Raw genomic sequence first — 25,647 nt, 5'->3', positions numbered from 1 at the left:
TCTTATATAAGCTAATTTTATATATTTGTTAACGTTTTCAAAATGACCAAATTAGTGTACTTTGTGAATATTTAATGAATATTACATCCAAAAAGGAGCCCTCTTTAGGACTCCTCTCCAACCACTATTTAGCTTCTGTATTTCCGGCATGATACCCTGTGCGCCCAGCAGGACGATTGAGCACTAATCGCGGTGCTGCTCCAAGCAGAATAACAACGACAATGGCACATAGTATGGATGCACCGATGAATGGAACTCCATTGTAAAAGAGTGAATAGGCAAAGGCTGACTGACCTTTTGGTGCGTATTGAGCCCAGATTGTTACGCCAGCAAGAAAGTGCCAAAAATAACGGACAAAGCTTCCAAAAAGGATGCCGGCAACCATTAATAGTGACGCGGCGCCTTTTTCACCATTTTTTAATTTATTTTGAATAGCTGGCATGAACAGCCCGGCAAGCCCGATGCAGGCAAAGGCAAGGAAGTACTCAAGAATAACTTGCCAAAAAGCCAGTGCTTGTAAATCTCCTGTGACGATTTGCAGCAGCCCCCATAAAAAGCCGGCTGCAACGCTTGCTTTAAAACCCCAGCGGAAAGCAATGATAAAGATTGGCACCATTGCGATGGAAATAGAGCCGCTTGCGCCAAGATGTATCGATGGCAGCAAATCCAGTACTAGTGCAAAGGCTGCGAAGATGGCGATTTCAATTAAAACAACTAACCCCATTTTTTTCATAAAAAAATCCCCCTTGTTATATATGCATACCAAAGGGGAGATGAAGTAAGATTAATGTGTTTTTTCCGCATAAAAAAGTTAAGAATAAACTTATCTACTTAGCTAATTGTCTTTTAGCCACGATCCCTACGCTAGTATTAACTAACAGGTTCTAAGGGTCTGATCATTTAAGATCACTCTCAGCATACATGCTCCCCCTGTGGTTTGCTTTTTATTCAATTGTATATATTTTAGCATACACTTATTTAAAAAGCAGTTTCTATTTTAAGGAGGATTTAAAAATATCCGTATGATTATCATTACTTCGTAATGCACAAACATATTCATTGCTTCGAGGCATATAGCAGTAATCCTTCTGCCATTCTTCTTTATACATGATTATCTTTTTAAAAGCATGGATAATAGAATAAACTTCCTTATTGGTCATTGTCGGGTGAAGCGAGATTCTTATCCACCCTGGTTTATTTGTGAAGATGCCCTTTTGAATCTCTGCACTTATTTGCTTAGATTGCGCTTTACTCATACCAAGCAAATAGTGACCGTATGGGCCGGCACATGAGCAGCCGCCTCTTACTTGAATGCCGAATCGGTCATTCAAAAGCTTTGCTCCAAGATCAAAATGCAGCCCTTCACAAATTACGGAAATAATACCATGGCGGTTTTTATTTTCACCGTCCAGTATCGTTATTCCTGGTATTTTACTTAATTCTGTCATTGTCAAAGCGACAAGCTCCTGTTCACGCTGCTGCATTTTCTGGACATTCATTTCTTCCTTTAACTGAATAGCGAGAGCAGTCCTAATTGCTTGAAGAAAGCCTGGTGTTCCGCCGTCTTCCCGCTCTTCCAAATCCTTTTTATAAAGAATGTCTCCCCATCCGTTCGTAAAGTCAACTGTTCCTCCACCTGGATGATCAGGAATTTTTGCATGAATGAGCTTTTTATTCATTATAAGAACGCCGCTTGTACCTGGTCCACCTAAGAACTTATGAGGCGAAAAGCAGATGACATCTAGGAATGCTTCCTTATCCTCGGGATGCATATTCATGGTTTCATATGGGGCGGATGCAGAAAAATCAACAAGACAAATCCCGCCATATTGATGCATTAGTTTTGCTAGCTGATGATAATCAGTTTTTCTGCCCGTTACATTGGAGCAAGCAGTAAACGCTCCTATTTTCATATGCCTTTGCTTATGCAATAGAAGCAGCTCCTCTAAGTGACTGTAATCCACATCGCCATTGGCATCTGGCCGGATTGTGATTACTTCTGCCGCAGTTTCAAGCCACGACAGATAATTGGAGTGATGCTCCATATGTGTTACAAAAACAATTGGTCTTTCCTTAATAGTCAGCGTTCGTTTGTCCATATGTTTAATGCCGATTAATCTTTGAAATTTATTGATAACACCTGTCATGCCAAAACCATCAAAGATTAGAATGTCATCATCATTTGCATGCACGTGATTTTTAATGATGCTTTTTGCCTCATGGTAGGCATTTGTTATATAGGTGCCAGTTATGTTGGACTCTGTATGTGTATTTGCTACATAAGGACCAATTATGTCAACAAGGTTATCTTCAATTTTCCGATACAATCTTCCGCTCGCTGTCCAATCAGCATATAATAATTTTTGGGTACCATAAACAGTAGGGTAGGCAAAATCATCTCCGATAATATGTTTCTTGAATGAGCTAAAGTGTGATTCTAGCTCCGTCCCAATCACATATGTCGATTCTCCAATTTTAGCTCTTATCAACCTAAATCCTCCCTCTCTCTCACTTACTAACCTATGTTAAAATAAAGAAAGAAGTTAATCTAAATCCAGAAAAATTTTTTAAAAAAGAAAGGGGCTGAAAGCTTATGGCTATATTACCCGATTTTGCTCATGCTTTCCTAGAGGATTTGCACGAAGCCGGACGCTCTAAATTGACGCTAAAACAATACGAATCAGACTTGAAGAAGTTTTTTTCTTGGCTTGAAGCAGAACAGAAAAAAACGGATATGGATACGTTAAAGGCATTAAGAAAAGACGATATTCAAAAATACTTCGTCTACCTGCATAGTAAAAAACTTTCCCATGCGACGATTCGCCGGTTAGCGACAGTGCTGAGCCGTTTCCTGAAATATTATCAATGTATTGCAGCCCATGATATTCATAAATTATCACACACAGCACCGCTCCGTTCCTTAACAAACAATGATTTTATTGAGAGTGAGGAGTTCACTAAACTGATCTATACTATGAAACTTCGATACTCGGAAGCAACAGGAAAAAAAGCAGCACGAAATTTTTTAGTGGAGCGTAATGCTGCCATTGCATCCCTTATCAGAGCATTCGGGTTAACACCGACAGAAGTGTATGCCATAACGATGGAGCAAATGAATCTTTCGCAAGGAGAGCTTTCGATACCTTTTGGGACAACGATGAAAAAGTTTGCTGTTGAAAATCAGATTATGGAAGATATCAGGACATATTTTTATTCTATTCCGAAGCTGTTTCGCCCGAAATATCACTCTAAGGATCCGCTTTTCGTTGCTTTTAATAATGTGTCTCTATCCTTTCAATATGATTATGACAGACAGAAGCCAAAAGCTTTATCCGTTCGTGCCATCCAGGAAATGATAAAGGATGAAGTCAAGCGGGCAGGCTTGCGAAAAATATCAGCAGTGACCTTACGGAATACAGCAATTTTAGAGGAAATTCAGCAAGGCAAATCTGATGAATATATTATGGAACGCTTCTCTCTTACAAGTGAAGCAGCATTGAGAAGATATAAACAATACTTGCTTGCGATGGATGAAGAAGTCTCCTCCAAGTAAATAAGAGCAGATGGATAATTCCATCTGCTCTTTTTAATCAGGCAAAGTGGTCAACTTCTTTTTTATTAAAAATACCTTTTCTAAAAACAGTCTAATCCGCGGGTATTTATCCTTCTTCTCCCACTTGCTTATCATCGTTAATACACTTGTTTTCGTAGACGCATAAGAGCCTATTGCAGAATAACCATAAAACCATCCCATAAACAGACCTGCTGTTAAACTATGTCTATGGCTGAAAAAGACAGAAATTATTAGTCCTAAAATAAGAGCGGTTGTTGGTCTGAATTTTTTAGGAATAGGAAAAAGCCACTTTATAAGCTGTGTAAGTACCATCACAATCGGCACTGCCGCCACGGCATCCCAGAAATTCGTCTGTATTGTCGGAAAGTCCATCATAGCCCCCCTTAAGATAGAAAAGCTCCATGCTCTTATTTTGCTGTTGTTATAAGGAAATATGCGGGTTTAGTAAATATAAAAAAAGCCTCAAGTTCAAAAACTTAAGACTGTAATAACCATTACGAAGAACCGCCAACCGTTATCGTAACCTCAATTTGTTCATTTTCAACTGTTTCGTTTGATAGCAGCTTTAATAAATTATTAGCAGCGATACAACCCCATTCATAGCTGGAATAGCTGATGGTGCTTAATCTTGGCACCATATATTGTGCTAATTCAATATTATCAAAACCTACAAGGAACACATCTTTGCCTATTTTATATTCCTTATCCTGAAGATAATTATAAATCCCAACAGCCATTTCATCATTTAAGCAAAATATTGCAATCGGCTCCCTGCAGTCTGCAAAAATTTGTCTTGCTGCCTCTTCGCCAGAATCTTTTAGGAAATTACCTTGTATTTCAATCAGCTCCACATTTGGGAACGAAAGTAATTCCTCCCTGACACCTTCCAGCCGTTTTTTGGAATCATAAGAACCAGCAGGACCTGTAACTGCATACAGCTTGTTCACCTTATGATGAAGAAGCTTCCTTACAGCTATTCTTGCACCAGCTTTATTATCCAAAAGCACTCCTTTAATATTTTCATGATTAAGCTCCCTGTCGAGCACTACGATTTTATAGCTTTTGTCAGCATAATTAAGCAGCTCTTCGTCAGTAAATGCCTGATCTAAAATAATACCGCCATCTATAACCTTTTCGAGTAAAAGGCGATGAGATTGAACACCAGAGCACGCAATTAATTCATACCCCTTCTCATTTAAAGCCTCACGCATCCCCCGAAGCAGCGGACCATAGAAATATCCTCCATAATCAGCCAAGAAGACACCGATTATCTTTGTTTGCTTCACCTTTAGCATTCTTGCCGCAGCATTAGGAACATATCCTAACCGATCAGCAATTGCCAATATCCGGCTTCGTGTCTCTTCCGTTACTTTTGGGCTCCCATTAAGCGCATACGAAACGGTTGAAATCGATACACCTGCCTCTTTTGCGATATCCTTAATTCCTGCCAATACGAATCCCTCCAATCTTGTAAAAGTTGATATGTAAAATAAATCAATAATACTATTTTATCAAAATTACTAGGATAGTTCTTGTTGTGTGCAAGTTATTTTTTATGTAAGGAAGGGAGCCAGGAAATCGTCTGGATTTCCTGGCTCCGCTTATAAACGTTTTATTTTCCAAATAATCCACTGCAAAAACTTAGATGCCCATTAAATTAACTTTCTTTTGTTATCAACGCAAATCTCCCAGACAATACATCCTCACTGCTGCTGCCCACATACAATTCAAACAAGCCTGCATCACTAGTAAAGCTCATATCAGAATGGTAGTAGCGCAGCTGTTCTTCTGTAATTTGAAATTGGATGTCCTTTGTTTCCTTTGAGTTTAAGGTTACTCTTTGGAAGTCTTTTAGTTCTTTGACGGGACGGACTACTTCGCCTGACAAATCACGAATATAGAGCTGAACAATTTCTTCTCCGGAGTATTCTCCGGTATTTGTAATGGTTAGTGTGACTTGAACGGGTTTATCTGCGCTCATCTTATCGGAGGACAATCGCAGATTAGTGTATGTGAAGTTTGTATAGCTTAAGCCAAAGCCAAATGGGAGCAGCGGCTTATTTGGAATATCTAAATATTTGGATACATAATGATCACGGCTTACTCCGTCATAGGGACGGCCTGTATTATAAGCATTATAGTAAACTGGAATTTGCCCTGCTGAATAGGGAAAAGACATAGCCAGTTTTCCTGAAGGGTTCACTTTTCCATATAGAATATTAGCTATTGCAGCGGCTCCTTCTGTTCCAGGATACCATGCTTCGAGCACAGCATCAGCTTCATCTAGGACACCGTGTAAATCAAGGGGACGGCCGTTGAACAGGATGACAGCTATTGGTTTATTTAATGTTTTCATCTGTTTAATTAGCTGCAGCTGCGCCTCCGGTAAAGTGATATCACCACGGCTGCAGGCTTCACCGCTCATGGAAGCATTTTCGCCGACTGCAAGAATTAGTATATCCGCGGCCGTCGCTGCTTCTATTGCCTCAGCAACTTGTTCTTCTGTTATAGTTTCAACATTACAACCTTGTGCGACGGACAGATTTTCTGTCATTGTTTTTAGTGCTTCATGGAGGTTTACTGTCTTTTCGATTTCTCCTTTCCAAGACCATGCTCCTAAGATGTCCGATGATTGTGCGAAAGGACCAATGAGGGCGATTTTCTGCTGTTTGTCCAAGGGCAACACGTTCTCATTTTTTAAAAGAACACATGATTTCTCTGCCAGTTTACGGGCAACTTCTCGATTGCTCTTAGAAAGGATCACTTCTTGTTCCTTTGCAGCATCTGCAGCTCTGTAAGGATTTTGGAATAACCCGAGCTTATCTTTCAGCTTTAGAATGCGCATCACTGCCTCGTCTAATAATGCCTCTTCCACTTTCCCTGTTTCTATCAGACTTTGCAAGCTGCTGATATAGCAAGGGGTCATCATTTCAATATCAACACCAGCAGTGATTGCCATACGGGCTGCTTCTGCTTCGTCATCAGCGACTCCGTGGGGAATTAACTCTTTGACTGCGCCCCAATCTGATATCAACACACCATTAAAACCCCATTCCTCGCGAAGAATTTCTCGCATGAGCCACTTGTTGCCGCTAGCTGGAATCCCATCAACGGTGTTAAAGGATGTCATGACCATTTCACAGCCTTCATCTAGTGCTGCTTTATAGGCAGGCAGATAGGATTCTCGCATTTGGCGTTCAGACATGTTGACAGTGTTATAGTCACGGCCTCCTTCTGAGGCACCATAGGCAGCAAAATGCTTCACACATGCAGCCACTTTGCTGTAATCTTCCGCCAGATTACTGCCTTGAAAGCCTCTCACAAATGCTTTGGCAAAAGCACTGTTTAAAAAAGAGTCTTCCCCTGTCGATTCAAGCACTCGGCCCCATCTCGGATCACGGACGAGGTCAACCATTGGTGCAAAGGTGACATGTACACCAGCAACTGCTGCTTCACTAGCCGCGACCGCTGCACTTTTTTCTGCCAGCTCCATATCCCAAGAACAGCCAATCGCTAAAGGAATCGGAAAGATTGTTTTATAGCCATGAACGATGTCTGACATGAATAGGAGTGGAATTCCATGACGATTGTTTTTTAAATGCTCCTCTTGTATTTTTCGCACCGTTTCTGCTCCAGAAACACCTAAAACAGAACCGCTGTTTTTAACAACAAAGCCGCTGATGTTCATCTCTTCAAATGGACCAGTTATTTCACCTGCCAAGCCGTAATAAAAATTTCCGGCGAGCTGGATTAATTGTGCGACCTTTTCTTCTAATGTCATGTTATGAATTATTGACTTCAGATTGAGCTCAACCATCTTTCTGCCTCCCCTTATCCCTTTATCGAAACGTTTCACTAACGATTACAATTTGAATTATAAGCGTTTTCATTTCTGAGGTCAACTTAAAAACCAAGGGGAGGACTTAATACTATAAACTTGCTACTATTGTTTGTAAATTTTGCAAACCGATTTCGACACTCGCTAATGGTGGCTGAGTAAATGCTTCTTGTTCAACGATCAGCCACTCTGTACCATTCTCGTAAGCTTTTTCAACAATACCCTTTATATTTAAACTGCCATTGCCGACTTCTGTACTTTCCCGTTTACTAGCATCCAAGTCCTTCACATGGATTAGCGGAGTTCTATCCTTCCATTTGTCCAAATAGTCAATAGCATTAATCCCTGCGTATTCTAGCCAGTATGTGTCAAGCTCTGCATTTAAATAGCCGGCTGGCACTGCCTTAAACAGCCTATCAAGAATAAATTCATCATCATTGCGGGCAAATTCATGGTTATGATTATGATATAAAAGGGATAATCCTGCAGCTGCAATCTTAACACCTGTTTTCTGCATCTTTTCTGCAAAATCATTCCACTCCTCGATCGTAGGAAAGTTTGCCCAAGGACACACAATATATTTATTTCCAAGCTCTTGCTCAAATTCTATTACCTTGTCTGTGTTTTGCAAAATATCCTCCATGCTGATATGAGAACCGGCAATTTTCAACCCTAGCTCCTTTAATTTTGCTTTTATTTCTTGTGCACTTTTCCCGTAATAACCTGCAAATTCCACACCGTCATAGCCCATGCTTGCTACCTTTTCCAACGTCCCGAAAAAGTCTTGCTCAGCCTCCTCTTTTACACTCCATAGCTGCAATGCGATTGGCATTTTCATAGAATCTCTCCTTTTCATGGTTTGTATAAAATACTCAAGTACTTCTTTATATATTCGAACGTACTTTTCCTCCTCTTCTGTCTAAATAATCGATTATTTTTAAAGTGAGTTGCAAAAGTTTAAAAAACATTCATTATTTGTTCATAATTTGACAGTATGATAGGTTATAAGGCTCATTTTTGTAAGGAATAATGAATAAGGGAGAATACATCTTGCTGAAGGAAAGGGATTGCAAAGAGGAAAAGCTTAATAAGTTGCTTATTAAAATCAATCATCTTCGCTGTGAGTTGTTGCTAATTGCTTCACAGGAAGGTTTAGAGAGTCTTGCTGTTTTGAATATCAGCCAAGAACTTGATGTGTATATCGTCAAATACCAGCAAGTTCTCAGCAGCATAAAAATAAACAAGTAACAGCCTCCTTTCCAAAATGAAAAGGAGGCTAAGGTAGTTTACTGTTCTGTTGCACCGTTTTCTTCCCAATATATTTCGGAGAAGACGTCGGCAAAAGCTTCGATTGTCCTATTCAGTTCTTCTTGGTTATTGTCGACACCGCCTACTTCAAGAAGGATAGCTTTATCTGAGTAGTTTTGATTGTATATACCATTGCCTGAATCCTGACTTTTTCCAAATACGCCTCTGCTGATACCTGGATACTTAGCAGCAAGTTCTTCATGCATTTTTTTGGCAAAAGCCTGGTTTTTTTCATAGCCTTCATAACCTTCACCGACAACAAAAACTATCTTTGCATATGACTTGCCATTAATAGTAGCCGTTGTTTTATCTTTCCGCAATGAATCTCTGTGTATATCAATTAAATACGTAAGATCTTTGTTTTCTGCCATGGCTGTTTCTACAATTTCACTTGAAGCATTATAAGAAGCAGTATACTTCCACTTCCGGTCTAACAGTCTTTGATTCATATTTGTTTTATCATGCTGAACCCCTATCCCTTCGTTTTGCAGAAGGCTAGTTAATTTAGTACCAAGACTGACTACATTAACCCGTTCATCCGCACTGATTGCATCATCTGGGTCTTTAGCATTCTTCAACAGCGGCAAATAAGATTCTAAATTATGTGTTTGATAGATAAGAACCCGTTTTTCTGAGGAAGTTTGATTTGAATTGTTGTCTTCTGATTTTGGGGTATCTTCGGTAATTTTTTCTTCGTCTGCTTCCTTCGGATTTTTTAGTATTTCATCAGAAGGTGTTGATTCATACGGCAATTGGGCGATGGTTGTCCCTTCTTCAGCAACAATGATTTTTGTATGATAAAAGCTTAGCTGGGGCAGCTCTCGTCCTAATAGTGTTCTTGTATCATCAAGGCTGATATTTGTGGCAACCTGAAAGAATAGGTTTGATAAGGAAATAGCGCTTCCTTCCTTTGGAAAATAGTGATTTTCAAAGTTAAAGAGCTGGGAGTATAAATTGGTGGCATCGACCTTGTCGAGGGCCTCTCTTATATAATCAGAGGAGAATTTTTGTGAAACTAGTGAAGTCGTTGCACCAGAAATTAAGATAAAAACAAGGATGACTCCTAAAACAGTAGTGTAAATGTATTGGAAATAGTATTTTAATTTTGATATATGCATAGGTCGTCTCCTTTCTCTCTAAATTTATATTCAATTGTAAGAGATTTAGAAGAACGAATTTATTTAACTTTTAGTTGCTTTGGTTTATTTTTTTATTTATAAATTGAGTGCGTAAAATTTATTATAAATTTGTTAAAAAAGCGTATGTAGTAGCTCCCTTACATACGCGAAAATCTTATTTAAAGGAAAACAGCAGCTCTGTTTCACAGATTAATTCACCGCGAACGGTTGCGATTCCTTTTGCTTTGGCAATCGTTTTTTTGACCTTTGTGACGAAAACCTCCATACAAAGCTCGTCACCTGGAAAGACTGGTCTTCTTATTTTACAGTCATTTATTTTTGCTAATAACGCCCATTTGCCTTCATGTTTTTTTTCACTGTGAATGGCTACTGCTGTTACTTGAGCAATTGCTTCAATGATTAACACTCCCGGCAAAATAGGGCTTTTTGGGTTTTGACCTGTGGCAAATGTGTCTTCTTTACTGATTTGCTTAACACCTACAGCCATTTTGCCAGCCTTCAATTCCAAGATTTCATCTACGAGGGGCAGCGGATAGCGGTTTAAAATATCTTTTACAATGGCTAAATCAATCATTGCTTTTTCCCTCTTGCATCCAGCTGCAGCTGCAGACTTGCCATAACATCAGTCATTTCTTGCGTCAGCTCCGCAACATCTTTTCTCGAGCCGTCTTCCTTTTGCAGTAAAATCGGATCGCCGAACATTACTCTAATTTTATTTCCTTTTAGCAATCCCTTAAGATCTGTCGGACCGCTGTAAGCTGCTGGCACAATCGGCACTTTAGCAAGATTGGCGATTGTTGCTGCTCCTCTTTTCAGCGGAACATCCTCGGACGTTCTTGTCCCGCTTGGAAAGATGCCGACGATTTTCTTCTCTTTCAACAGTTTAACAGGCGTCTTAATACTGCTAGGCCCAGGATTTTCCCGGTCTACTGGAAAGGCGTTAATACTGTTAAGAAACTTGGCAGCATTAGGCTTTGTGAACAGCTCTTTTTTTGCCATGAAGTGAATCTGTTTCGGCAATAGTGATGTTCCAAGTGCCACAACATCGATCCAGCCAATATGAGAGCAGGCAACAACATAACCTGTATCCTTTGGCAGTTTATCCTTGTTTATCGCCTCACTGCGCCCAAATATTTTTAAAACAATATTGGCAAAATTACTTGTGAATGTATACATGTTAAATCTCCTTTATGTAAAAATACAACGAATTATTTATGATTAGTATAACATCTGCTCTTAGTACTAGATACTATATTTTTCTATACCTTTAATTATATACTATCCAACTGAAAAAGAGTAGTCTCATCTACACACAAAAGGAGCTCATTCCTAAGCTCCTTAAGTGATTATTCTAAGTCATCCTTGTTAATAAAATTATCCTTGATTACTGTATCCTCTATATTGCCTTTAGTGACTGCTACTGGATCGAGGAGAATTGCTGGAACGTCGATTTTGCCGTTGTTCACTGTTGCTGTTGTTTCGATTTCCTCCTGATTCCCCGCCTTCATCGCGATATTTGCAGCATTTTCTGCAATTGCTTGAATCGGTTTATAAACTGTCATTGTTTGTGTTCCTGCAAGGATGCGTTTAATTCCGTCAACCTCTGCATCTTGGCCGGATACTGGAATCTTTAAGCCGCTTGCCTTTAAGGCATTAATAACACCGCCGGCAGTGCCGTCATTTGCTGCGATAACTGCCTGAATGTCATTTTTATTAGCTTTTAAAGCTTGCTTCATGTTGCTCTCGGCTGTTTCTGGCTTCCATTCAGCTGTATATTGATCATATACAAGCTTAATTTGTCCTTTATCTATATACGGCTTCAGCACTTCCATAGCTCCTTCTCTGAAGAGGATGGCGTTATTGTCTGTCTCAGCACCGCCGATATAAGCAAAATTCCCTTTATTTTGTTTTTTCAAAATTTCTTGTGCCTGCAGCTGGCCGACTTTTTTATTATCATACGAAATATAATAATCAACATCAGCATTTTTAATTAATCGGTCATAAGATATTACTTTAACATCTGCCTTATGAGCTATTTCCACTATCTCGGCAGATACTTCGGCATTATGAGGTACAACGACTAAAACATCAACACCTTCTGCAATCAACAATTCAGCCTGTTTAATCTGCACACTGTCAACCCCGTTGGCAGCAAGTGTTTTCACCTCACCGCCAAGCTCCTTAACAGTCGTTTCAAAAGCATCTTTATCTTTATACCAGCGTTCTTCTGCGAGAGTATCGAGAGAGAAGCCGACATAAACTTTACTATCATCTTGTGAAAGCTTTATTTTAGCTGTTTCCTTAACTGTATCTTGAGAGCAGGCGGACAGAAGGGAAATGCTTAGTACCATTGCTCCTGCTGCTAGTTGTTTATGCAGTTTACGCATGTCCCTTTTCCTCCTTCTCTAGTTCAAATTTTTGAATCATATTGTTCATATCATCTACCATTTGCGTAATTTCTTTAAAGTTTGCCGTAATGCTTGTCATCATATCATTTTGCTGCATCATCGAAGCAGAAACTTCTTCAAAGGACGCTGCTGATTCTTCCGACACAGCTGCAATCTGCTCAACAGATGTACTTATGCCTGTGCTCGTTTTGCTGAATTCTTTAATGATTTCAGAAATGTTCATCGTTTTATCTGTCAGATTAGCAATGCCTGCCAGGATTTCATTAAAGGAGCTTTCCGTTAATTTAATTTGTTCTGCTCCTTTGTTTACTTCCTCATACCCTTTTTCAAGCTGAGTCAGAGATTCAATACTGTTTTCCCGAATGGCTGTTACTAATCCTGTAATATCATTAATAGAATCAGAAGTTTGCACAGCCAACTTACGCACTTCCTCTGCCACTACAGAAAAACCTTTGCCAGCTTCCCCTGCTCTTGCTGCTTCAATCGAGGCATTTAAGGACAGCAAGTTTGTTTGCTCTGCAATTGATTTAATAAATGTGACAAGTTCAGTAATATTAGCTGTATTGCTTTCAAGCTCTTTCATTTTCTTAACGCTGCTTGTTACAACTGTATTAATCGTATGCATCTGTTCTAAGGACAAATGCATCAGTCTGCTTCCCTCTTTGCTTGACGTTGTAACAGCCGCGGATGTTTTTACTAATTCATTTGCATTTTCATCTGCTTCGGCAATTTGATGATTGAAATCTTGCATATTTGCGGCAATCGTTGAGGCTGCATCTGCCTGGACATTGACCCCTTCTACTAGCTCCATTACTGTCGTTGTCATCATATCAATTGTTTCGCTTACCTCAACAGCTGCTTCTGATACTTCCATACTTCTTGAATCAAGATTTGTCGACATCCCAGAAATACCATGTATTGTCTCTTTTAAACTTGAGCCCATTTTATTAATAGATTTGGATAATTGACCAATTTCATCACTGGAATCTTCCGCAAGTGGTGCAATAGCGAGCTTTCCATTTGCGATGGAATCGCTTACCTCAATGACATGTTTTAACTGACTTTGTACTCTTCTTGAGATGATGATTAAAATAGCACTGGAAACTACAATTGTCACAACAGTCAATACGCCGACAAGCAAGCTAGTTCTGCTTACAAGGGCTTTTAATGCAGTTATTGACTGATTATTTTCTGCAGCGACAAGCTTGTTCAACTGCTCCCCTTCATCTGTTACCTTTACTTTTAACTCTGTGATTTCTTTTTCCAATTCTTTATATGCTGTTGTATTAAAGTCCTTCACGTTCGGAACAACAGAGTTGAAAAATATTTCATCAATTTTTTGGTTATTTTCAATCAGCTGTAAATATATTTTTTTCGCTTCTTCGCCTTCTATACTACTCTCGACTTTAAGTGCAGTCGCTGTAAACTTTTTACTTAATTCTAAGTATTCATCAAGTTTTTGATCGTTTGCATCAAGAAAATAAAGCGGTATTTGCGTATTTTTCTCTTGAAATAACGCCACTAACTCCATTGTGTTAATACTTAGCTCGTTTTTGCTGCTTACTTCATCGTTGTTCTTGGACATCTTATTTAAGGATACAAAGGTTATTGATATAGAAGTGATAAATAAAACAAGTGTCAACAAAAACACAATTCCATATTTATAGCCTATTCTAAGATTTTTGAATTTAAATTTTTCTGTCAAAAAGAGTCCCTCCTATCTCTACCGGTAATATCGACAGCCGCAAACAAATGTTGAATAGGTTATGAAAAAAATTTTTCCTCCCAAAAAACATGATAAAAAAACAGCAATAAAAAAAGGATTCTGTCTGCAGAATCCTTCGCACTACTAAGTTTTCGTTATCCTAATCTCTCAGTTTAGTATGTTTTTAGAGTAAACGAACAAATCACAACATTTGTTTATTAAGCCATTGAACTGTCTTCTCTATCAGTTGTTCATAATGACTGGCACAAGAAAAAGTATGCTCTCCGTTTTCTATGATAAAAGCTTCTGCTGTGCCATTTGCACGTTGTTCGTAATTCCGTTTATATTCTTGGAGGTAATCATGGGGAATATCTGAATCACCATTGCCATGCAAAAGCAGGACATCACCATTAAAGCTGGTGCATTCTTGCAAAGGCTGATACTTTTTCATCGACTGAAAGAAATAGCCTGAAAGTGGATAGCCGTAAAAATCGATTGTCTCGGTTTCTGTTAAAGCGGAAACCTCATCCGCTCCGACTATTTTCGCTAAATCTTCATACGGGTTTCCAACGGCTGCCCACTGGATTAGCTTGCTTACTCTGTCATCTCTGTTCGCTTGAAGCAGTGTTACAGCGCCTCCTAAACTGTGACCAAGAAGAATAATTTCGTCTGTTTCCTCTTGTCGGCATGCATAGTCTATCACTGTTTTCGTTTGAGCAATCAGGTCACTCAAACCAAATTTGCCGTACTCGCCTGTGCTTTCACCGCAGCCTGCATAATCAAATCGATACACAGTATAACCGTTATTTACAAGCTCTGCTGCTGATTTCACAAAGAGACGATCTACTCCAATTCGGCTGCCAATTAAGCCATGGCAAATCAGGATAACATGATTATTTTTATTAGCTCTGTTTCTTGGATAGTCGATGGAAAGGGCAAGTTCTTCTTGCTTCCACATTAGCCTTTGATGAATTGTCATTCGTTTACCTCCCATAATCCCCTTAAATAAACTTTTCTTACAGGTTTACTTGGTTTTAATATACGCTTTTTTCTTATCTTTATATTATAGAGGGAAAACTGTTTTTTTGTCAAAAAGAATTAAATAAACTGACATGTAATTTATACTATGAAATAATAGATAGAGAGTCTTTTCATTTAGGAGGAATTATGCAATATTATACCGATTATCATCATCACTCCAATCATTCCTTTGATTCCAAAGCCGATATGGAGGAAATTTGCCAAAGCGCAATCCATAATGGCGTTTATGAAATCTGTTTTACAGAACATTTTTCTGTCAACCCGAACGCGCCTACCTTTGGGCACATGGAGTGGGAAAAGTATTTAAACGATATTAATAAATGCAAGGAACTGTTTAAAGGAAAACTCACGATAAAGCTCGGGATTGAATTATGTGAACCTCATCAAATGATGGACAGCTATCATCGTGTGCTGTCACCAATACCTTTTGATTTCATATTAGGATCTGTCCATAATTTAGGTGGCACAACCCTTAGAAAGTTTATGAATGCACATCCTGAAAAGGATATATACGAAGACTATTTCCTTGAACTAAAGGAAATGGTTAAAAATGCGGATATTGATGTTATCGCCCATTTTGACTTAATGAAACGCTATGCTTTTTCTACAAGAGGTTTATATGACTTTACTAAGCATAAAGACTTAATCGCTGACATTTTGACAATCGCCATCAACAGGGAAATCGGTCTTGAAATTAATACATCCGGCTTAAGAACAAGCCTTGAGCTCTCTATGCCACATGATGACATCTTAAAGCTGTATAAAGAATTAGGCGGACAGCTTCTGACAATCGGTTCTGATTCCCATCATGCCGCAACAGCAGGCGCAGGTTTTAAAGAAGGAATCGAGCTTGCAAAGGCATGTGGATTTACCCACTTCTACACATATTCTTTGCGTAAGCCGACCGCTGTTAAAATTGGCTGATTGAAAGCTTTCCTTACGAGGTGATTTTGCACCTCGTTTTTGTATATATAATCAGATTATTGGTAATGACTCCATCTTATAAAAAGCCACTTTTTCTGGTGATTTTCAACAAAAAAAGAGGTGCCCTATGCACCTCTTTTCGACATTATAGATAAGAAACTATCAATTCACTGCTTCCTTCCAGTTCAAAGCTGCCAAAATCGCTAGGCAGTAGGAAGTGATCGCCTTTTTTAAACGGATAAACAGCAGAATCTTTTTTAATGCTGCCTTCCCCTTCAATGACACTGCATAGAAGAAATGGTTTTGTCTGATTGTTTATGCTCGAACCTTGTAGTTCCCATTTCTCAACAGAAAAGTAAGGGCACTCAATAAAGGTGGTTGCTGTTAAGTCACCATTTGTTTTTACCTTCACATCATACTCGTCCGCTTTATGAGGAACTGTTGTAACAGCAACTGACTGTTCAACATGCAGCTCTCTAGTATTGCCGTTTGCATCCTTCCTGTCATAATCATAAACACGGTAGGTTGTATCGGAATTTTGCTGTGTTTCCAGTATAATTATGCCTTCGCCAATTGCGTGAATAGTCCCACTTGGCACGAAGAAGAAATCACCTTTTTTAACTGGCACTTTATTCAGCAGCTCAGTCCATTTATTTTCAGTAATCATGCTGGCTAATTCTTCTTTTGTTTGAGCATGGTGGCCAAAAATAATTTCAGCACCTTCCTTGCAGTCTACAATATACCAGCATTCTGTTTTTCCTAGCTCTCCATTTTCATGAACTTTTGCATATTCATCATTCGGGTGCACTTGGACAGATAAATCTTGATTGGCATCCAAAATTTTTGTCAGTAAAGGAAAACGGTCTCCTTCGGCATTTCCAAATAGCTCACGGTTGTATTCCCATAATTCACCTAGAGTCTTACCAGCAAACTGGCCGTTTTTAACAACGCTCTGTCCATTTGGATGAGCAGAAAAAGCCCAGCATTCACCTGTAGTTTCTGTCGGTATATCGTAGCCGAAGCTGCGAAGCTCCGTTCCTCCCCAAATACGGTCCATAAAGATCGGATTAAAAAATAGCGGTTCAAAATTCATATAGTTTTAGTGCTCCTTTAAATGTTTGTTTTCCAAATTTATTCTACCATATAATGGGGCAATTTCTATCTATTTTCAAAATAAGAAAACAAAAATGGCAGGATTAACATCCTACCATGCTTCCGAGCTTTTTTTCTGCTTTGCTTTCTTTTTTAGTTGAGCTTAACGAGCTAGCTTCACTCTCCTTCATACGGCGCAGGAGCTTCTCCTTTTGCTCAACTGTTGAATTTTTACAATTGATTGCCGTGCGAACTGCGAGCTTCTGCACATATTTCTCCCATTCTGCTTGAGCCATACTTGTTTTATCAAGACTGGAAGTTACCGCCTTCTGCACGACAAGCTCCGCTAATTGCTGCTGCTTAATAATACAGAAGACAGAGCGGAAAAGCTTCTGGGCAAGGACTGCAATATATGCTTCGTTTATGTAATTGTCAGTCATTTGCACCTCCGCCTTTCCTGTCATTCACTTATTTTTCCAGACTATTTTTAATACTTTCTGGTAAGTTTTCTTCCGTAATGTAATTTACTTCTAATCCATATTGATCTCTTGTCTTTACATATACGGCATATTTTTCTTTCCCATAAGAATAGGTTGAAATAATCTCTTTTTGTAAGCTTTCTGTATTTACTTCTACTTTATTTGAAAGCTTATCTAGTTCTTCTTCAATATTTTCAGGAACATAATCATAATCACGGTTAATATCAATCCCTAAATCACGAGCTTTAAACACAACAACTTTTTCAACAAATTCCGGTTTGATGGTCAGTTCATTATGATATCCATGCTTTTTTAACCATGCAATCGTTTGTTTATCTTTTAAGGTTATAAAACTATCATAATAATTGTAATTATTTTCATCATTCTCTTTTAGGATAGAAATACTTGCAGAAGAAATATATCTGGTTTTCATATCCTCATATGACTCTTTCTGCTTGTCAGCAGTTAACGCAGACAAAAAGCCTTTAAGTTCTTCGGGATTAGTTATGGTAATAGCTCCGCCTTCATAAGAAAATTCGAGCGTTACCTCTGTAATATTCGTTTGTGACTCAAAATCATACACTTGCTGCTTATATTCCTTTGATTCATAAATCGGCTTAAGCCATTTACTATAATCATCTTGATTAATTGTGTATGTTCTTGTCACTTTCTTATTATTGTTGAGCTTATATTCTATTGTCAGCGGTATTACACTTTCCCCATATATTTCTACTGTGTTTTGTGTTTTAATCAATTCACGTTGCATCTCTATAACTTTTTCCATGTTTTCTGAAGAAGACAGTTTCTTCATTGCCTCATCTGTATACGTCATACTGTCATTTATAGCTACGCTTTTAATGTCATTCACTTCTGGAATGTATTGTTCATATTTGTTAATTAAGAATGGTGAAACTCCTGCCACAATTACTACTGCAATAAAGAAATAAGCATATCCTTTTAGGCGGTTGAATACTCGCCATGATTTTTGGATAAACATTTCACCAATCAAATAGCCAATTAATGAGCCGATTAAAAGACCAAACAGATGAAAACCGATGCCGTTATTCATCACTTGAAAATACAAACCAGCCAAAAGCATAAAGCAAATCGTGACTGTGTACTTAAACAATCCTCTCAAGTTACGGAATGTCAAGGTCTGATATACAGTTTCAGCATTGCGTCTTTTGTAAAGAAGCATTGCAGCCACATAAAAAATGACTGATACGACGATATAAGCTATACAAACCTTTAAGTCTGAATAATTGCTGTAGATGATGGCTGGTGCCAGTATCGGTGACAAATATATTAATTTGTCAGAGATATATTTTTCGAGAGGAAAACCATACACATAGGTGCTGAAGTTATAAAAAACCATAAAGATAACTCCTGCTGGAAATAGCAGAAAAAGAGCTGTAAACAATCCTTGAGTAATGGATAAACCTGTAAGCATGCCGACAAAGATACAAGCAAAATATATTACCGATGTATAAACAGTAAAAATGCCAATCCAGCTCCAAATACTTTTAATAGAAATAAATATTCCTAGATCAAAAATTGAATAAGCTGCCATTAGAATTAAACCATTTAAAACTACTGGTAAAACTAACACAATAAAGCCGTTCCAAGTAAAAAAATGAAACAGGAACTTTCTGCTGACAGGCAAGCTGTGCATTAAATCGCTAAATGCTTTATTTTGTATATAACGAAACAGAAAAATGCCAAGCAAGATAGGAGTCAACAATAAGACACCCATTTGAATCTCTGGAATGACATCGAAAATCTGTTCAAATACTATGTTATTTCCCCATTCTTTGTATTCCTTTTTGTCTAAGAGAACTAGATGCATTGGTATCGCAAAAAACAAGACTAAAAAAGAAAGAATACCAATCCAGCCGACATTGCGGAAGATTAATAGATATAATTGCTTATAATATAAAGGTTTCTTTGATGGCATAATCTAATTCCTCCATTTGATAAATAAAAATCTCTTCTAATGTAAGAGGCAAGATATCCAGCAATAAGGGCGATAATAGCTCAATCTGTTTGACAATTGCTTCTCTATCTCCTTTAACGATAAGCATGCTGACACTTCCACGCTGTTCAAAATGAACAATGTCTAAAGAATCTTTCAATAATTCTTTTGGACCTTGTTCGGAAAAAGCGACTTGGATTTTGTGGAAATCAAGCTTTATATCATCAATATCATTTTCAATCAAACATTTTCCTTTATGAATAATGCTGATATGGTCACATAAATCTTCCACTTCTGAAAGATTATGAGAAGAAATGATAACCGTCATTTCATTTTCTGCGACTTGGTTTACGATTAGTTTCTTTACTTTCGAACGTATAACAGGATCCAAGCCGTCAAAAGGCTCATCTAATATTAAAATTTCCGGCTGTGTGGAGAAAGCAAGCCAAAAAGCGATCTGTCTTTGTACACCTTTGGAAAAATGATGGATTTTTTTATTTTTGTCTATAGCTAGCTGATCTCCCATTTTATTGAATAATTCATCATTCCAATTGGAGAACTGTTCCTTGTAAAAAGAAGCCATTTGTTTTGTTGTATAATGCGGTAAAAAAGAAGGATAGTCTGCAATAAAGAACATCTTCTGTTTCAGGGAAGTATTTTCAAATACCATCTCTCCATCTACTGTTACCGTTCCTTCTTCCTGCTTATAAATTCCCGCTATCATTTTTAAGATTGTTGTTTTTCCTGCCCCGTTGGAGCCAAGCAGTCCATAAATGCTACCTTTTCGTATATTCAAACTCATATGGTCGAGAATGATATCCTTATCAATGCGCTTTACGACTTGTTTTAATTCAATCATCGGCATTATTCCCTCCCCCTTAATTAATCAATTTCCTGATATGCATAAGCAAATCCTCAGGCTGAATGCCTAAGTACAATGCTTCTTTCACCGCTTTTTCCAACCTCTCTAGCGCCTCTTTTATTTTGCTGTCATCTTGAACGAACTCAGAAGCCTTCACAAAGCTGCCCTTTCCTTGAACGGAATAGATGTAGCCTCTTACTTCGAGCTCACGATAAGCCTTTTGGATGGTATTCGGATTAATCGTCAGCTGTGTCGCCATCGTTCGAACAGATGGAAGCTGTTCATCAGCCTTCAGCACTCCTGTCACAATCAGCTCGATCAACTTTTCCACCAGTTGTTCATAGATAGGTGTCCTGCTTCTTATATCCAGTTCAAACATATTCAGCCCCCCATCTGTACTAAGTGTACTATTATGCGTAATACAGTTATTATATTATATAAAAAGCTCTAAAAAAAGAACTAAAATGAATTTTTTTCCTTTATTTCCATTTTCATTTCTTGTCAGTTTGCCATTTCACAGAGCAAATATACCTCTTATTAGCAAGAATACCATGTAATATATTGCTGAGATTTCCCATACAGGAATGGTGCGTTTCACTTTTGACATACATCTTTGTTCATTTTTTGTTTTAACAGCAGATTATTTAAATTAAATTAATATTTTTATTGCTTGTCCCTAGTTTCTGCAAAGATCAATATTCCAATTTAGAAAAGCAGTATTTTTTTCTTCATAAAAAAACAGGATAGATAACTATCCTGCTGCGGTATTTTAAGCTATTTAGTTGCCGTCTTTAAATTTCTTTAATGCCGTTCTTGTTTCATTCATATATCTTTTAAGTCGATATGGTTTGCTTAGCGCACGTTTTGGAAATTCTCCAAGAAATTTATTTAAATCATCTCTGTATTCTTGGGTTAGTCTAGTAGGTTTTGTAACAATTCGTTTATATATTTCTTTATATAGCTCTCTTTTCGGATTCAAATGCATATCAAGTTTACGGTGGCAATTTGTACACTCTGTACTAGAGATTTTATGGTTTAAATATTGAACACTGTGCAGAGTTTCATCTTGACAATGTGAACAATATAGGAAGACATCTAATTTTGTGATTTCCATCGTAATCTCTCCTTATCCTTAATGAGGAAAATTGATTCCGTATTATGATGCATCGTAAATACCACTAATTAACATTATTATATTCGATTTTTTCTGGATTAGGTACAAGATATACAGAAAAATTTACTCACGTTATGTTTTTTATAATAGCATTTGCAGTTAATTCATCGGTAATCAATACATCAATAAACTTGCCCTGTAATGCCCCTAATATACTTGCAACTTTATGTTCCCCTTCCACAACTGCAATTACATTTTTGATTCCTTTAAACTCTTCCAACGTAATGCCGATTACTTTTGTATTTAACGAATCATTGATAGGCTTCCCGTTTTGATCGAAAAAGCGGAAGCCGATATCGCCAATTGCACCTACGTCTCGAAGTTGGGCAAGGTCATTTTCTTGTAAATATCCTAGTCTCAATAATGTTGAATCATCAAAAGGATTTCCGATTCCGATGAGAGCAACATCTACATTCCTGCCTATTTCTAAAACTGTTTGAATATCCTCCATCCCCATCAGCCGCTGTTTTAGTTCTTCTGTTTCGACAATGGCGGGTGCATACAAATAGGCACATGTACTTTGGAGTTTTTTCGCTAATTCGTTTGCCAGTTGGTTTGCATGGATTTGTACTTGTTTAACTCCCATCCCTCCTTCTAATGGAACAACGGTAATATCTTCTTTTCGCTCAAAAGGATACTCCTGTACGAGATTAGCTAACGTTTCTCCCCAAGAGATTCCAATACTTTTAACGTCTTTCATATTGTTAGAAATATAGCTGGCCCCCGCTTGACCTACTTCCCGTTTTGCTCTTTCTGCCGATAGCCCATTATTAGGAACAACAACAGCATCTGCTAGGTCAAAATATTGCTCCAGCTTTCTTTCTAATTCTACAGTGTGCACACTTTCATCCTTTATATATATCTTAACGATTCCTTCATCCTTTGCCCTTTGCAATAACTTTGAAATAACTGGTCTTGAAACACCTAGTTTTTGGGCAATTTGTGCTTGTGTCCAGCCGTCATTATAGTACATGCTGGAAACCTTCACTAATTGTCGTTTTTCTTGCCATTCCACGCTTCATCATCTCCTCTTTCTACAGCCAATCCGTAATTACAAATGTTATGTATAAGAACATATTACAGCATATTTTTAGGAAAATCATTACGTCTTATCATAAAAAAACCGAGAATTATGATTCTCGGAGAAACTGGTTTATAAGACACTTTTATATGTTCTTCCGCCATCTAACAGCAAGATTTGGCCATGCACATATTTGCCTTCCTCACTGCTTAAATATTTTACCGCCTGACAAACATCAATTGGTGTACCAAGCCGTCCAATTGGAATGGCTTTTTTCAGCTCAGCCTTTGATTGTTCTGTCGGATATAAAATATCGAGCATATCTGATTCAATTACCCTTGGTGCGACAACATTTATATTTATATGGTTATTTCCCAATTCTTGAACAAGGGATCTCATTAACCCAAATGCCCCGCCCTTTGAGGCCGTATATTGGATTCCGCCGCCAGTGCCAGTAATAGCAGATCCTGATCCAATAATAACAATGCTTCCGCCGCTCTCGATCAACGGATATATGAATTTAATGCTGTAAAAAAGACCGTGCAGGTTTACAGCCATTGTTTTTTGCCAAACAGCCCAATCCATTTCAAGTAAGCTGATTGATTTTGTAATACCTGCTGAGTAAACAAGTGTGTGAATGGTGCCAAACCTCTTTTTTATTTGTTCTGCAAGGAGTTCGATACTTTCCCAAGAACTAGCGTCTGCTTCCAATGGAATAAGAGTATTTTGGCCGTTTTCTAGAACTAACTGTTCCAAGGATTGTTTATTAATATCTGCAACAGCAACCTGATGTTTATCTGCTACATAATGTAACGCAATTTCCTTGCCGATGCCACTTGCTCCGCCTATAATAAGAATATTTTTTTTCATATACAGCCCCTCAAATCATAAACTATTCTTCATCCAAATAAGCTGAACATGCTAGTAACGTCTTATTTGCTACTGCTTCGATCATGTGTCTTCTACTCTTTAAAGGGAGTGACTGATCATGTAGCTTAACAGGAACACAAACTTCCTTCACCTTTATGCCCTTTTCTTTAAACTCTCTTGCCAAGCCCTTTGTAAATGAGTTTAATGCACTTTTGGATGCCGCATAATGAGGACCAATATCTCCTGTAAATGCCGCTTGTGAAGTTATATTAATAATGGTTCCGCTGCCATGCTCTATCATGGCTGGGAGAATTTCCTGACAGCATAGAAAAGGTGTATCCAGATTTCTTTGAAAAGCAGCTAACCATGTCTGTGGTGTCAGCTGATCAATTGTAAAGCTATCCTTCTTTTCTGCCAGATTGATGAGAATATCTATTTTTTTATCTTCTGCGATGATTTTATTGACTACCGTTCGAACCTCTTCACGTGAGTCCAATTTACTTATAATAGTGGTTGTATTCACATAATGCTGATTGGAACCTGCTGTATTTTCGCTAAATTGATGACTCCAAACCTTAGCGCCATTCTTTACAAGCTTTTCGCAAATAACGGTACCAAGACTATCATCCGCTCCTGTTACTAGTACTATTTTTTCATTTAACCTTAAATCAACCATTGCTCCCCCTCTTTCTATGGTGTTATTAGCACTTTCAAAACACTTGCAGTAGGATTATGTGCCGTTGCGATTGCTTTATCTAACTCTGCTAACGGAAAGCGGTGGGTAATCATCCTTTCTACATCAAACACTTTATTTTTCAACATATACACAGCTTTTTCATAATTATATGGATTGGAAGAGTAGGAGCCGATTACTTTAATTTCATCATTAAAAAATTTTGCTGCAGGTATGGCTACCTCTGTGTCTTTAAATGGTGCAAAAACTAATACGGTCCCGCCTCTTGCAACACATTCCAATGCTTCAGGTAAAAGAGAGGAAATGCTGGCGGAAATGATGATGATATCTGCTCCCCTTCCATTTGTCAGTTCTAATACTTTTTCTGCTACATTTTCCTTTTGACTGTTAATAGCCTCATCAGCACCGAACTCTAGTGCTTTATCCAAACGAAAAGGATTAATATCACTGACAATAATGTTGGAAGCATATAAGGCTCTGGCAATTTGTACTTGCAGGAGGCCAATTTGGCCAGCGCCCATAATAAAAATCGTATCTCCTGGGTGTGTATCTATTAATTCAAAGCCATGAAGACAGCAGGCGATTGGTTCGACAAGCGCTCCTTGTTCATAGCTCATTCCGTTTGGAAGTAGCCCCATCGTATGTTTTACATGCAATGCTGGCACACGGATATATTCAGAAAATCCGCCTGGATCTAGATTGGTTTGTTTAAATTGCGCACATAAGCTGAACGAACCTCTCTTGCAATAATGGCAGGTGAAGCATGGAACATGGTGAGCGACAAATACTCTATCACCCACTTTGTAATCCTTTACTTTAGCACCTGTTTTCACTATTTCCCCTGAAACTTCATGGCCAAGAACAGTTTCAGGCGGCACTGTTTCGTCGATTACTTTATGAATATCTGTTCCGCATAGTCCGCAATACTCCATGCGAATTAACACTTCCTCGTCACCGATAGTAGGAATATGCCGCTCTTCATAGTTTATTTGTTCCTTGTTATAGTAAGCAGCAACTTTCATCGGCAGTGCTCTGTCATTTTGACTGTACGGTTTCACCTTCATGCTTTTCACGTCCTTCTGCTTGTGCTTTTATTATGGTTAATAATTCTTGATACCCATCGAGCTTATTAGAAATCCAATAGCGGCCTCCTAACAGACGGAAATTGCCAATTCTGATAAAGGATTTTCCTACATATCCATAATCTTTAACGGTAAATTCTGTGACCTCTTGCCATTTATACTCATGCTTTCGCCAAAACCCAATAAATGCGATTGCCTCAGAAGAGACAGTAATTTGCGAAGGGTTATTTAAACCAATAACAGAGGAAACAAATAATAGAGGCATCACGATTAAAACAAGCAAATAAATACCCTCTGAACCATTATTTATTAGGCTGTTTATAGCCCAAATAAACATGCCAATCATTAAGATCACAGGAAAAATAATAGAAAACCAAAATACTGTTGTACTGTAGCGATAGTGCTTCATCATCTCTCCTCCATTTTAAAAAAGCAAAAAAACACAACATCGTTTTTTTGCTTTT

The 25,647-nt window shown here is 38.1% G+C and carries 25 protein-coding genes, 1 pseudogene and 1 riboswitch; of the genes and pseudogenes, 3 read left to right on the top strand and 23 right to left on the bottom strand.

Going from position 1 to position 25,647, the window contains the following annotated elements:
• Positions 1-124: 124 nt before the first annotated feature.
• Positions 125-733 (bottom strand): energy-coupled thiamine transporter ThiT, encoded by a 609-nt coding sequence (gene thiT / locus M3600_RS11295; protein ID WP_233313778.1) that lies wholly within the window; start codon positions 731-733, stop codon positions 125-127.
• A 105-nt stretch (positions 734-838) separates the two neighbouring features.
• A riboswitch (TPP riboswitch) is annotated at positions 839-941 on the bottom strand.
• Between the two features lie 51 nt (positions 942-992).
• Positions 993-2,489, bottom strand: a complete 1,497-nt coding sequence (locus M3600_RS11290; RefSeq protein ID WP_233313777.1) for an aminotransferase class V-fold PLP-dependent enzyme — start codon at positions 2,487-2,489, stop codon at positions 993-995.
• 104 nt (positions 2,490-2,593) lie between these two features.
• Between M3600_RS11290 and M3600_RS11285 the strand changes: the two genes are divergently transcribed.
• Positions 2,594-3,553, top strand: coding sequence for a tyrosine-type recombinase/integrase (locus M3600_RS11285; protein WP_251646006.1), 960 nt, complete (start codon positions 2,594-2,596; stop codon positions 3,551-3,553).
• Positions 3,554-3,688: 135 nt separating this feature from the next.
• Here M3600_RS11285 and M3600_RS11280 read toward each other — a convergent pair.
• The 4 genes and pseudogenes from M3600_RS11280 to M3600_RS11265 form a co-directional block, all read right to left on the bottom strand.
• A pseudogene (locus M3600_RS11280) lies at positions 3,689-3,946 on the bottom strand (hypothetical protein); the annotation flags it as partial.
• 122 nt (positions 3,947-4,068) lie between these two features.
• A complete protein-coding gene (locus tag M3600_RS11275; RefSeq protein WP_251645997.1) occupies positions 4,069-5,025 on the bottom strand; it encodes a LacI family DNA-binding transcriptional regulator in 957 nt (318 codons plus the stop codon).
• A gap of 206 nt (positions 5,026-5,231) precedes the next feature.
• Positions 5,232-7,391, bottom strand: coding sequence for a beta-glucosidase BglX (gene bglX / locus M3600_RS11270; RefSeq protein WP_233313774.1), 2,160 nt, complete (start codon positions 7,389-7,391; stop codon positions 5,232-5,234).
• Between the two features lie 112 nt (positions 7,392-7,503).
• Complete coding sequence (locus M3600_RS11265) at positions 7,504-8,250, bottom strand: sugar phosphate isomerase/epimerase family protein (protein WP_237941466.1); 747 nt, start codon at positions 8,248-8,250, stop codon at positions 7,504-7,506.
• Between the two features lie 212 nt (positions 8,251-8,462).
• Here M3600_RS11265 and M3600_RS11260 point away from each other — a divergent pair, with 212 nt between their 5' ends.
• On the top strand, positions 8,463-8,660 hold the full coding sequence (locus M3600_RS11260) for an aspartyl-phosphate phosphatase Spo0E family protein (protein WP_237941467.1): 198 nt from the start codon (positions 8,463-8,465) through the stop codon (positions 8,658-8,660).
• Between the two features lie 38 nt (positions 8,661-8,698).
• On the opposite strand, the gene spoIIP is transcribed toward M3600_RS11260, so the two are convergent.
• From spoIIP to M3600_RS11230, 6 genes are all read right to left on the bottom strand, one after another.
• On the bottom strand, positions 8,699-9,838 hold the full coding sequence (gene spoIIP, locus M3600_RS11255) for a stage II sporulation protein P (RefSeq protein WP_233313771.1): 1,140 nt from the start codon (positions 9,836-9,838) through the stop codon (positions 8,699-8,701).
• A gap of 175 nt (positions 9,839-10,013) precedes the next feature.
• Positions 10,014-10,433 (bottom strand): 3-hydroxyacyl-ACP dehydratase FabZ, encoded by a 420-nt coding sequence (gene fabZ, locus M3600_RS11250; RefSeq protein WP_233313770.1) that lies wholly within the window; start codon positions 10,431-10,433, stop codon positions 10,014-10,016.
• The gene (locus tag M3600_RS11245; protein WP_233313769.1) at positions 10,430-11,035 is read right to left on the bottom strand and encodes a lysophospholipid acyltransferase family protein; all 606 of its coding nucleotides are present in this window, start codon (positions 11,033-11,035) and stop codon (positions 10,430-10,432) included. The genes fabZ and M3600_RS11245 overlap by 4 nt, the downstream gene beginning before the upstream one ends.
• A gap of 170 nt (positions 11,036-11,205) precedes the next feature.
• Positions 11,206-12,246 (bottom strand): sugar ABC transporter substrate-binding protein, encoded by a 1,041-nt coding sequence (locus M3600_RS11240; protein WP_251645994.1) that lies wholly within the window; start codon positions 12,244-12,246, stop codon positions 11,206-11,208.
• The gene (locus M3600_RS11235; protein ID WP_237941469.1) at positions 12,239-13,972 is read right to left on the bottom strand and encodes a methyl-accepting chemotaxis protein; all 1,734 of its coding nucleotides are present in this window, start codon (positions 13,970-13,972) and stop codon (positions 12,239-12,241) included. The genes M3600_RS11240 and M3600_RS11235 overlap by 8 nt, the downstream gene beginning before the upstream one ends.
• A gap of 202 nt (positions 13,973-14,174) precedes the next feature.
• The gene (locus tag M3600_RS11230; protein ID WP_237941470.1) at positions 14,175-14,951 is read right to left on the bottom strand and encodes an alpha/beta hydrolase family protein; all 777 of its coding nucleotides are present in this window, start codon (positions 14,949-14,951) and stop codon (positions 14,175-14,177) included.
• Positions 14,952-15,139: 188 nt separating this feature from the next.
• On the opposite strand from M3600_RS11230, the gene M3600_RS11225 reads away from it, so the two are divergent.
• Entirely contained in the window at positions 15,140-15,937 is a 798-nt protein-coding gene (locus tag M3600_RS11225; protein WP_251645986.1) for a histidinol-phosphatase HisJ family protein, read from the top strand.
• 145 nt (positions 15,938-16,082) lie between these two features.
• Here M3600_RS11225 and manA read toward each other — a convergent pair whose 3' ends face one another.
• The 11 genes from manA to M3600_RS11170 all read right to left on the bottom strand — a co-directional run bounded on the left by manA (position 16,083) and on the right by M3600_RS11170 (position 25,595).
• Complete coding sequence (gene manA / locus M3600_RS11220; protein ID WP_251645982.1) at positions 16,083-17,030, bottom strand: mannose-6-phosphate isomerase, class I; 948 nt, start codon at positions 17,028-17,030, stop codon at positions 16,083-16,085.
• Positions 17,031-17,133: 103 nt separating this feature from the next.
• Positions 17,134-17,469, bottom strand: coding sequence for a hypothetical protein (locus M3600_RS11215; RefSeq protein WP_233313763.1), 336 nt, complete (start codon positions 17,467-17,469; stop codon positions 17,134-17,136).
• A 28-nt stretch (positions 17,470-17,497) separates the two neighbouring features.
• Positions 17,498-19,462 (bottom strand): DUF6449 domain-containing protein, encoded by a 1,965-nt coding sequence (locus M3600_RS11210; RefSeq protein ID WP_237941472.1) that lies wholly within the window; start codon positions 19,460-19,462, stop codon positions 17,498-17,500.
• Positions 19,434-20,339 (bottom strand): ABC transporter ATP-binding protein, encoded by a 906-nt coding sequence (locus M3600_RS11205; RefSeq protein ID WP_251646225.1) that lies wholly within the window; start codon positions 20,337-20,339, stop codon positions 19,434-19,436. Before M3600_RS11205 ends, M3600_RS11210 begins: the two co-directional genes overlap by 29 nt.
• Positions 20,340-20,358: 19 nt before the next feature.
• The gene (locus M3600_RS11200) at positions 20,359-20,721 is read right to left on the bottom strand and encodes a GntR family transcriptional regulator (RefSeq protein ID WP_233313761.1); all 363 of its coding nucleotides are present in this window, start codon (positions 20,719-20,721) and stop codon (positions 20,359-20,361) included.
• A 399-nt stretch (positions 20,722-21,120) separates the two neighbouring features.
• On the bottom strand, positions 21,121-21,456 hold the full coding sequence (locus M3600_RS11195) for a bh protein (RefSeq protein ID WP_251645977.1): 336 nt from the start codon (positions 21,454-21,456) through the stop codon (positions 21,121-21,123).
• Between the two features lie 127 nt (positions 21,457-21,583).
• Positions 21,584-22,489, bottom strand: coding sequence for a sugar-binding transcriptional regulator (locus M3600_RS11190; RefSeq protein ID WP_245399977.1), 906 nt, complete (start codon positions 22,487-22,489; stop codon positions 21,584-21,586).
• A gap of 180 nt (positions 22,490-22,669) precedes the next feature.
• Complete coding sequence (locus tag M3600_RS11185) at positions 22,670-23,407, bottom strand: SDR family NAD(P)-dependent oxidoreductase (RefSeq protein WP_251645975.1); 738 nt, start codon at positions 23,405-23,407, stop codon at positions 22,670-22,672.
• Positions 23,408-23,429: 22 nt separating this feature from the next.
• Complete coding sequence (locus M3600_RS11180) at positions 23,430-24,083, bottom strand: SDR family NAD(P)-dependent oxidoreductase (protein WP_233313757.1); 654 nt, start codon at positions 24,081-24,083, stop codon at positions 23,430-23,432.
• 14 nt (positions 24,084-24,097) lie between these two features.
• Positions 24,098-25,165: an alcohol dehydrogenase catalytic domain-containing protein gene (locus M3600_RS11175; protein ID WP_233313756.1), complete on the bottom strand. Its 1,068-nt coding sequence runs from the start codon at positions 25,163-25,165 to the stop codon at positions 24,098-24,100.
• The gene (locus M3600_RS11170) at positions 25,137-25,595 is read right to left on the bottom strand and encodes a hypothetical protein (protein ID WP_251645974.1); all 459 of its coding nucleotides are present in this window, start codon (positions 25,593-25,595) and stop codon (positions 25,137-25,139) included. Before M3600_RS11170 ends, M3600_RS11175 begins: the two co-directional genes overlap by 29 nt.
• Positions 25,596-25,647: the final 52 nt, after the last annotated feature.

It is taken from the genome of Niallia sp. MER 6 (genome assembly GCF_023714395.1).
Taxonomy (GTDB): Bacteria; Bacillota; Bacilli; order Bacillales; family Cytobacillaceae; genus Niallia.
Note: the sequence above shows the minus strand (reverse complement) of the source record. Positions and strands in the feature narration are given on the sequence as shown.